Genomic DNA, 9,092 nt, shown 5'->3' on the forward strand with positions numbered 1-9,092 from the left:
GTTTCAAATATGCGCGGGACAGACACGCAAGTACCGGACATGACGGAGCGGATGATGAGGGGCAATGCCAGGACCGGCATTGCCCCTTCATTGATTTTGGTAAGTACGGCAAGTCGCCCCTTCATGTGTCGGTCCTACGAGATCACCAGTCTGCCGCGGCCGTTTTCTTTTGCCTGATACAGTGCCTTGTCCGACGCTTCATACAGCTGATTAAAGGTCGCATCCGGTGCGGCGATGGCCACGCCCACAGAGATCCCCGTTCCTCCGTCTGCTCCCTTCAGCGTGATACTCACCTTATCAAAAATCTGCTGTGCCCGCTCCCGGATGACTGCCTCCGGCGTATCCATGCTGAAAAAGAGTGCCGCCGCGAACTCATCGCCGCCCATGCGGCAGGCGCGGTCCTCTTTTCGCAGGGACACATACAGCGTCTGTGCCACCAGGATCAGGAACTTGTCTCCGTTATGATGCCCGAATGTGTCGTTGTAATCCTTGAATTTGTCCACATCCATCATCAGCATCATGACCTTGGATTTCCCCTCCAGGAGCTTCAGCTCCACATCGCTGCGGAATGCGGCGTGATTCAAAAGTCCCGTCAGGGAATCGCGGCGGTAGGTATCCTCCCAGTATTTCAGCCGGATCTGGGCCTTGTTCTGTTCCGCGTCCGCCAGCATCTTCATGGAATAAGTCTTGGTGATATCGGCGATAATGATCTCCGACCGTTCGGTGCGGACCGCGGAATCAAAATACACTCTGCCGAAGCAAAATACGTAGATGTCAGAGCCGTCCTTGCGGCGGAGCCTATGTTCCTGGAATACCAACGGGCTCTTGGCAAGGCAGGCATTGGTGTGGCACAGATACTCCGTACGCTCCTCTTCCGGGATCAGATCCGCCTGGAACACGGGTTTTGTCTGGATATCTTCCGACGTGTATCCCGTCAGCTTCTCGAAATTTTCATCTACAGTTACGATCCGCATGGATTCATCCAGCACATATCGGCTGTACGGGACCAGATGCACATGGTTGCCGGTTTCCACACTGTCGTCGGTGGGTTCTGTATGCGCTGCATGCCCGTTTCCGCTCTGTTCGGCCGCATCGCCGTTTGGAATCTCGACCGGTGAATTTTCCCGCAGCATCTGGAGAAACTCCGACACAATAAAGGGGTCGAACTGGCTGCCCGCGCAGCGCTTTAACTCCTCCATTGCATCGGAAGGAGACATGGCATACCGGTACGAGCGGTTATTGGTCATGGCGTCATACGCATCCACGACCGCGATCACCCTGGACAGGAGCGGAATGCTCTCACGGCTCAGGCCGTCCGGATAGCCCTTGCCGTCCCAGCGCTCATGATGGTGCCGGATCTCATCCGCGATCCCCCGGAGTTCATTATTACTGTTGGCAATTTCAAAACCTTTTTCCGTATGGGACCGCAGGATCTTCCACTCCTCATCCGAAAGATTGCCCGGTTTATTGAGGATCTCCAGCGGAATTCCGATCTTGCCGATATCATGCAGGAGGCAGAGCAGAGACAGCTTGCTCTGCTGGATATCCGTCAGCTCGATCCGCTTTCCCAGCTCCGCGCCCATCTGCTGGGTGCGGCGCACATGGTGCTCCGTGTCGCTGTCGCACTCCTGAAGCGCCCGGATCAAGGATGTCAGCATTTCCGAATGGATGGATTCCCGGTCCAGCAGCTTCTTTGCACGCATCGCCTTCGATGCCACAAGAATGGCCCGCAGGATATCCGGTACTTTCTCTGTGGTTGCGCTGACCGCGTACTGCATTTTGCCGGAAAAACGCTCCTTCACCTGCGCCATGCACGCCTGCATCTCTGCTTCATTGCTGTGGCTGCACAGTGCAATGAGACTTGCTTCCAGTCCACGCACATAATAGGTCTGCTTCGGGAAGCACTGCCGCATGGTATCCGCCAGCATTTTGATCGTCTGGTTTCCCGCCTGGTTACCCATGGTGCTGTTGATCACCGACAGGCTGTTGATGTCGCAGATCGCCACCGCTGTGGGGCACGGAAACGCGTTGGGGTTGCTGCCCGCAAACAGCTGGAAGCTCTCCCAATCCTGAAAGCCTGTCAACAGATCGGTTTCCAGAGCCGCGTCTGAAAAGACAAACAGCTGTCCCAGTCTCTGCCCTTTTTCATTCTTCAGGCTGCGGATATCACATCGCAGCGGCCGGACATCATGACCGTTTTTGATATAGCATTGCAGTGAAAAGCTGTCGTCCTCTGTCTCTGCACCCAGGGAGAGGTCGTAACAGTTCAGGAAATCCTCCAGAACAGCGCATTTTTCCGGCTGGATCCCGCCCAGCAGCGCGTCGGCTCTTTCATTGTGCAGGATCAGGTGATCATTGTAGTCAAACAGAACGATTCCCTGCCCGATATTTTCAAAAATACTGGTTTTCAGACAGTTCAGCATGCCGTGGGTGGAGTAGTCAAAACAGCTCCAGTACAGCAGGAAGGCCGTCAGACTGTATCCGCAGATGGAGTAGTCCAGCAGGCTGTAAACACTTTCTCCCGGCCAGAACAGAAACACGCCGTTCACGGACACGATGACCAGGATCCCCAGGATCACATACTGGTACTGCGCCCGGTATTCCTTGGGGATGCTGCACATTTTCCGGATCAGCAGGACTACGACCACCACCACCAGCGTATAGGTGAACAGAAGGTGCATGACGTAAAGCGGCCGCATCTGATAGCTGTACTTGGCAATGAGGGTATTTCTCTGGACATAGTGGATGGCAATTTCATAAAAGGGGTTGATGGCAAAGACCACGATCTCAAATATGGTATACAGAACACTCAGCCTTATGAGCGTTTTTCCTGTCCTCGTGAATTTGCCTTTCGTGAAATACACCGTAAACACCAGCAAACAGAGCAGCATGACGTCGATGGTGACAAAATAGACGCTGGACATCACGGACATGCACAGATAGTCGTCGTTCAGGATGCTGATCAGGTAGCTGATATCCACCACGGCTGCCCCTGCGCAGGCATAGCCCAGGAAACGGCCTGTGGTCTTGTTTTTCTGAAAGGACTTGATTGCCAGAAATCCATCTACCACAGCGATCAGAATGGAAATCATCGTATAGCAATCCAAAAACGTCGCATTCATGCCGGTCATTCCTTTCTCTTCGGCGGTATCGCTTGCCTGTTTGCGGCGACTCTAATTTCTTTATATACCATTTTTGTACATATATCAATATTATGCACAAATTTTGGCGAAAAATGTTTTTGGAAATATCAGGAGGATCAAAAAAATGCTTTTGATCCGCGCATATCATGGCCGTCCAGCAGTTGTCAGTGCGTTCGCCTGGCACAAGATCGTGATCCCTATCCGACACCAGAATGTCCTCCGTGACTCGCTGCGACGGCTGCGGAAGCGGAGACACATGGCCGCTGACCGGCTCTGGGCTGAACAGCAAGGAGATCGGGGTGTCGGCCCCGGAGCCGCCGGAAGCGGGCGAAATTCCACGACAAATGGGATAATCGGGAGAAAATATTACTGAGAGGAATCAGATATATCGTTCCAGCTCCACGGCCAGAGCGCCTGACGCAGGACTGCCAGACAGAAGTGGAATGCCGGCGGCTTTTGGAATCGTACACAAAAAAATGTGGCTGGCGGGCAGTGAATTTCCGCCACGTTTCCATTTCCTTTTTTTGAGAGGTATGATATCATAACTGTACTTGAAAATGATATTCGAGGTGGTCATCATGAAAACAGGTCTGGTCCTGGAGGGTGGTGCCCTGCGGACCATCTTTTCCGCCGGTGTGTGCGATGCGTTTTTGGATGGCGGGCTGCCCATGCCGGACTACACCATCGGCGTTTCCGCCGGTATCGCTTACGGCGTCAGCTATCTCTCCCAACAGAGCCGCCGGAATCTGAAGCTGGTGACCACTTACGCCAACGACCCCCGCTACATGAGCATGCGGAACCTGCTGGACCGCAGGAACCGCTCCTATTTCGGTCTGAAATTTGCCTACGAGACCATCCCCAACCAGCTGCTGCCCTTTGACTACGACACCTTTGAGGCCTATCCCGGCACTGTGGAGGCGGTGGTCACCAATGTGGACACCGGCAAGGCGGAGTATGTGCCTGTCCCCCGCCGGGACGCCCCTAACCTGGTGCTGGAGGCCACCTGCGCCATTCCCCTGATGTTCCCCATCATAGAGGTGGATGGCCGTCCCTATTTAGACGGCGGCTGTACCGACCCCATCCCCTGGAAGCGGGCCTTTGAGGTGGGCTGCGACCGGGTGGTGGTGATCCTGACCCGGGAGCGGGACTACCGGAAGAACGCCGACAACTCCTTCCGGATGGTGAAAAACACCTTCCGCAAGCATCCGGAATTCGTGGAGGCCATGCGGACCCGGGCGGAACGCTACAACGCCAGCCGGGAGGAGCTCTTCGCTCTGGAGCGGGAGGGCAAGGTCCTGGTCATCGCGCCGGAGGACACCCTGGGTTGCTCCCGGACGGAAAAGGACCTGGAGATCCTGCGGGGCCTGTGGCAGGCGGGCTATTTCGCCGGCCGCCGCTGCGCGGAGGACGTGCGGACATTCTGGGCAAAAAGCAGCGAGGCCGCGTCTTGCTGAATCTGTGAAAACGGTGCCGGAAACGGCACCGTTTTTTTCGCTGGTTTCCGGCAGATTTACATCCCTATTTAACAGTCTTTTGGCGTCTTCGTCATATTTCCGGTTTTTTTACGGATAATTTACTCAATTTTTTCCGAAAACCTTACATTTGTTCATTCCGCCGCTTCTCAATTTCAGCACAAACAGATATAATAAGTCTGCAACGTTTTGTTGACATTACATTTCCCCCGGCAGGGAAATTCGGATCAGGAGCATCGGCATGGACATTTTTTCTGTCTTTACCCTGTGCGGCGGCCTGGCCTTCTTCCTCTACGGCATGACCACCATGTCCAAGAGCCTGGAGAAGATGGCAGGCGGCAAGCTGGAGCGTGTGCTGAAGCGCATGACCTCCAACCCCTTCAAGAGCCTTCTGCTGGGCGCCGGCATCACCATCGCCATCCAGTCCTCCTCCGCCATGACGGTCATGCTGGTGGGCCTGGTGAACTCCGGCGTCATGGAGCTGGGCCAGACCATCGGCGTCATCATGGGCTCCAACATCGGCACCACCCTGACGGCGTGGATTCTGTCCCTGACGGGCATTGAGAGCGAGAGCGTGTTCGTCAACCTGCTCAAACCCGAAAACTTTTCGCCGGTGATCGCGCTGGTGGGCATCATTCTCATCATGGCCTCCAAAAAGCAGCGCCGCCGGGACATTGGCCGTATTCTGGTGGGCTTTGCCATCCTGATGTACGGCATGGAGCTGATGAAGGACGCGGTGAGCCCCCTGGCCGACATGCCGGAGTTCTCCAGCCTCCTCACCGCCTTCAACAACCCCCTGCTGGGCGTGCTGGTGGGCGCCGTGTTCACCGGCGTCATCCAGTCCTCCGCCGCCTCCGTGGGCATCCTGCAGGCCCTGGCCCTCACCGGCTCCATCACCTACGGCATGGCCGTGCCCATCATCATGGGCCAGAACATCGGCACCTGCGTCACGGCGCTGCTGAGTTCCATCGGCGTCAACCGCAACGCCAAGCGGGTGTCCGTCATCCACATCTCTTTCAACGTCATCGGCACCGTGGTGGGGCTGATCCTGTTCTACGGCGGAAACGCCCTCTTCCACTTCGCCTTTATGAACACTGCCGTGGGCGCCGTGGGCATCGCCTTCTGCCACACGGTGTTCAACGTGTTCACCACCCTCCTGCTGCTGCCCTTCTCCCGCCAGTTGGAAAAGCTGGCGCGGAAGCTTGTCCAGAATGAGGACAAGGCCGAGCAGTTCGCCTTCCTGGATCCCCGCCTGCTGCGCACCCCCGGTGTGGCTATCAGCGAGTGCGTCAGCATGACCAACGCCATGGGCGCCCTGGCCCATCAGAACCTGCTGTACGCCATCGAACAGTTCTCCGGCTACTCCGAGGACCGGGAGGCGGAGATCATTGCCAACGAGGACAAGCTGGACATCTACGAGGACCGGCTGGGCAGCTATCTGGTGCAGATCTCCCAGCACGGCGTGTCCATGGACGACATCCGCACGGTCTCCCGCCTGCTCCACGCCATCGGTGACTTCGAGCGCATCGGCGACCACGCCCTGAACCTGCAGGAATCCGCCCAGGAGCTCCACGAAAAGGACCTGCACTTCTCCGAATCCGCCCGCGGCGAGCTACGGGTGCTGCTGGCCGCCCTGGAGGACATCATGGACCGGACCTTCTCCTGCTTCGACGCCGCCAGCGTGGAACAGGCCCGGGAGGTGGAGCCGCTGGAGGAGACCATCGACCGGCTGATCGAGGAGATCCGGATGCGCCACATTCGCCGTCTCCAATCCGGCGACTGTACCATGCAGCTGGGCTTTGTGCTCAATGACCTGCTGACCAACTTCGAGCGTGTCTCCGACCACTGCTCCAACATCGCCCTGTCCGTCATTGAGGAGAAGGACTCCTCCGTGGACCGCCACGCCTATCTAAACGTCCTGAAGGACGAGGGCAGCTTCACCAGCAGTCTGAACCAGGCCATCCGGACCTACCAGCTCCCTCAAGAATAAGAAAACATACATGCCTCCGTGCTTTGCATGGAGGCATGTATGTTTGTGCATAAATTTCCCCGAAAGGCACATGCTCTCTCCATGTATTACAAGGAGGAGCTTGCCATGTCCGTGGAATTCAAAGCCAGCGAAACGCTGCAAAACCTGATGCGGGCCTTTGCCGGCGAAAGTCAGGCCCGCAACCGCTACACCTTTGCCGCCGCCCTCTGCAAGCAGCAGAAGCTGCATGTGCTGGAGGCCGTCTTTCAGTTCACCGCCGGTCAGGAGCAGGAGCATGCCGAGATCTTCTACAACCACATGAAGGAGCTGTCCGGCCAGACCGTCCAGATCGACGGCGGGTATCCGGTGGACCTGACCAATGATGTGGTCCAGCTGCTGCGGTACGCCCGGCACAATGAATACGAGGAAGCGGGGACGGTGTATACCGCCTTTGCCCAGACCGCTCAGACCGAGGGCTTTCCCCAGATCGCCGCCTCCTTCCGGCAGATCGCCCCCATCGAACAGAGCCACGGGGACCGGTTCGGCTATCTGGCGGACCTGCTGGAGAACGGAAAGCTGTTCGTCTCCGACACCAAATGCGGCTGGATGTGCCTGAACTGCGGCCACATTCTGGAGGGAACGGAGGCGCCAAAACTCTGTCCCGTCTGCCGGCACGACCAGGGGTATTTCATCCGTCTGGAGCTGGCGCCCTACAGCGGGATGCTTCTCCCCTGATCCCGGAGCACGCCAAGGCGTGCTCTTTTTTTGCGCAGAGGTTTTCTCCGTTTCTTGCACGCCGCCATGCAAATTCTCTCCTCTGTCCCCCAAATGCAGGCGCGCTTCCCGGCGCGCCAAATCAAAAGGAGGAAGGACAGCATGAGCAAATTGGGTAAGCGCTGGGAATTTGACGGGGTCCCGGCCGCATTTGTCACACGCAGCGCCGTCAACGGACACTACTGCATCACCTTTGAGCGGGAGGAGTCCAGCCTGGAACAGATCGAGCAGATCAACTGGTCCCGCCCCGCCATCCGGCGCCTGACGGACCGCCAGGACGAGCTGGGCCTGCCGGAGGGCTACAGCTTTAAGCTGACGGACGTTCGCTATCAGCACGCCGGCCGCTACTTCGTGGCGGAGGTGCGGACCGCCAGCCAGTATCTGGGGGATGTCTCCGCCTATCAGGCGCAGATCGCGGAGCTGAACGAAAAGCTGGCGGAGCAGCAGGCTGCCCTGGAGGCACAGTCCGCCCAGGCCGACGCCGCCGTTTCCAGCATGGAGACCGCATACGAGGAAGGAGTGGAGAGCAATGGCTGAGACGATCCTGACACTGGCCCTGGAAGCCCTGTTCAGCAAGGGTGCCGCCGACGCGGCGGCCCTGGCAGCCCTGGCCGTCTCCGGTGAGGCGGACGGCACCTATCTTCTGGCCCACGAGACGGAGATCCCCACCTGGCGGCAGCAGGCCTATAACACCGAGGAGACCCCGGTGGGCAAGCCCTACAAATGGCAGGGCCAGGTGTACAAGCTGTGGCAGCAGCATGACGCCACGGGCCAGCCCGACTGGTCTCCGGACAAGGCCGTCTCCCTGTGGGACATCTGCCACACCACCGACCCCAAGCTGGCCAAGTCCTACACCGCCCCTCAGGGCAGCCGCGGCCTGTGGCAGGTCGGTGAGTGCTGCACACTGGAGGGCCGTGTCTGGCGCTGCAAGGCCGATAACAACGCCTACGGCCCCCTGGAGCTGGCGGAGCGCTGGGAGGACCTGGGCGCCGTGGAGGACCTGCAATGACTGCGGAAGAGATCGCGGTGAAGCTGGAGAACCACACCCATGAGATCGGCTCCCTGAAGCACCGCATGAACGCCGCTGAGGAGGCCAGCCGCGCCCTGAACCGGCTGGCCACCGCCATGGAGGTCATGGTGACCAAGCAGGAGGCCATGGGGGACAGCGTGGACCGGCTCACCGGCAAGGTGGAAGCCCTGGAGGCAAAGCCCGGCAAACGCTGGGACGGGCTGCTGGACAAGGCGCTCCTGGTCCTCTGCGGCGCCTTCGTGGCCTGGCTGGCCTCCGGGGCACCGGGGCTGTGACGCGCATAGAATAGAGCGGCGCCTCAGAAGAAAGGAGAACATCATGGAGCTTCTGGAAAAACGGCTCACCAACCTACTTACCATCAAAAGCATCGTCACCATCGCCCTGACAGGTGTCTTCGCATGGCTGTCCGTGGCGGGCCGGGTCACCACGGACCAGTTTCTGACAGTCTTTACCGTGGTGATCGGCTTCTATTTCGGCACCCAGGCTGAAAAGCAGAACAGCAGAAACGGCGACGCATAGACGCCGTCGCACAGGCGGGCGGACTGTCTCACAGTCCGCCCGCTTTTTATATATAAGGAAGCCGCATGATAATTGCGCAGCTTTCTATACAAAAACAGGCGTCCGCTCACCGTGAACTGCACCCCATTTGTTAGACAGTATGATATACTATCTAACAAGTGGGGTGTTTTGCTATGCCAAAAGGA

Annotated in this window: 8 protein-coding genes; 7 read left to right on the forward strand and 1 reads right to left on the reverse strand. The window is 58.0% G+C overall.

What is annotated here, in order from left to right; all coding sequences use genetic code 11:
- Positions 1–134: 134 nt before the first annotated feature.
- Positions 135–3,122 carry a diguanylate cyclase domain-containing protein gene (locus tag JQM66_RS09595; RefSeq protein ID WP_235229653.1) on the reverse strand — a complete coding sequence of 996 codons (2,988 nt, stop codon included), beginning with the start codon at positions 3,120–3,122 and terminating at the stop codon, positions 135–137.
- Positions 3,123–3,721: 599 nt separating this feature from the next.
- Here JQM66_RS09595 and JQM66_RS09600 point away from each other — a divergent pair.
- The 7 genes from JQM66_RS09600 (at position 3,722) to JQM66_RS09630 (ending at position 8,907) form a co-directional block, all read left to right on the forward strand.
- Complete coding sequence (locus JQM66_RS09600) at positions 3,722–4,597, forward strand: patatin-like phospholipase family protein (RefSeq protein WP_235229654.1); 876 nt, start codon at positions 3,722–3,724, stop codon at positions 4,595–4,597.
- Between the two features lie 259 nt (positions 4,598–4,856).
- On the forward strand, positions 4,857–6,605 hold the full coding sequence (locus JQM66_RS09605) for a Na/Pi cotransporter family protein (protein WP_235229655.1): 1,749 nt from the start codon (positions 4,857–4,859) through the stop codon (positions 6,603–6,605).
- Positions 6,606–6,710: 105 nt separating this feature from the next.
- Positions 6,711–7,319, forward strand: coding sequence for a rubrerythrin (gene rbr, locus JQM66_RS09610; RefSeq protein ID WP_235229656.1), 609 nt, complete (start codon positions 6,711–6,713; stop codon positions 7,317–7,319).
- Between the two features lie 141 nt (positions 7,320–7,460).
- Positions 7,461–7,895, forward strand: a complete 435-nt coding sequence (locus JQM66_RS09615; protein ID WP_235229657.1) for a hypothetical protein — start codon at positions 7,461–7,463, stop codon at positions 7,893–7,895.
- Positions 7,888–8,367 (forward strand): hypothetical protein, encoded by a 480-nt coding sequence (locus tag JQM66_RS09620; RefSeq protein WP_235229658.1) that lies wholly within the window; start codon positions 7,888–7,890, stop codon positions 8,365–8,367. The genes JQM66_RS09615 and JQM66_RS09620 overlap by 8 nt, the downstream gene beginning before the upstream one ends.
- Positions 8,364–8,663: a hypothetical protein gene (locus JQM66_RS09625; RefSeq protein ID WP_235229659.1), complete on the forward strand. Its 300-nt coding sequence runs from the start codon at positions 8,364–8,366 to the stop codon at positions 8,661–8,663. The genes JQM66_RS09620 and JQM66_RS09625 overlap by 4 nt, the downstream gene beginning before the upstream one ends.
- A 43-nt stretch (positions 8,664–8,706) precedes the next feature.
- Positions 8,707–8,907: a hypothetical protein gene (locus JQM66_RS09630; RefSeq protein ID WP_235229660.1), complete on the forward strand. Its 201-nt coding sequence runs from the start codon at positions 8,707–8,709 to the stop codon at positions 8,905–8,907.
- Positions 8,908–9,092 lie beyond the last annotated feature (185 nt).

It is taken from the genome of Oscillibacter valericigenes (assembly GCF_021531915.1).
Classification (GTDB): Bacteria; Bacillota; Clostridia; order Oscillospirales; family Oscillospiraceae; genus Oscillibacter; species Oscillibacter valericigenes_A.

Bases quoted from the DNA above. Each gene is read 5' to 3' on its own strand.
- JQM66_RS09600 (WP_235229654.1), top strand. From the start codon at position 3,722: ATGAAAACAGGTCTGGTCCTGGAGGGTGGTGCCCTGCGGACCATCTTT.
- JQM66_RS09595 (WP_235229653.1), bottom strand. From the start codon at position 3,122: ATGAATGCGACGTTTTTGGATTGCTATACGATGATTTCCATTCTGATC.
- rbr (WP_235229656.1), top strand. From the start codon at position 6,711: ATGTCCGTGGAATTCAAAGCCAGCGAAACGCTGCAAAACCTGATGCGG.
- JQM66_RS09615 (WP_235229657.1), top strand. From the start codon at position 7,461: ATGAGCAAATTGGGTAAGCGCTGGGAATTTGACGGGGTCCCGGCCGCA.
- JQM66_RS09620 (WP_235229658.1), top strand. From the start codon at position 7,888: ATGGCTGAGACGATCCTGACACTGGCCCTGGAAGCCCTGTTCAGCAAG.
- JQM66_RS09625 (WP_235229659.1), top strand. From the start codon at position 8,364: ATGACTGCGGAAGAGATCGCGGTGAAGCTGGAGAACCACACCCATGAG.
- JQM66_RS09605 (WP_235229655.1), top strand. From the start codon at position 4,857: ATGGACATTTTTTCTGTCTTTACCCTGTGCGGCGGCCTGGCCTTCTTC.
- JQM66_RS09630 (WP_235229660.1), top strand. From the start codon at position 8,707: ATGGAGCTTCTGGAAAAACGGCTCACCAACCTACTTACCATCAAAAGC.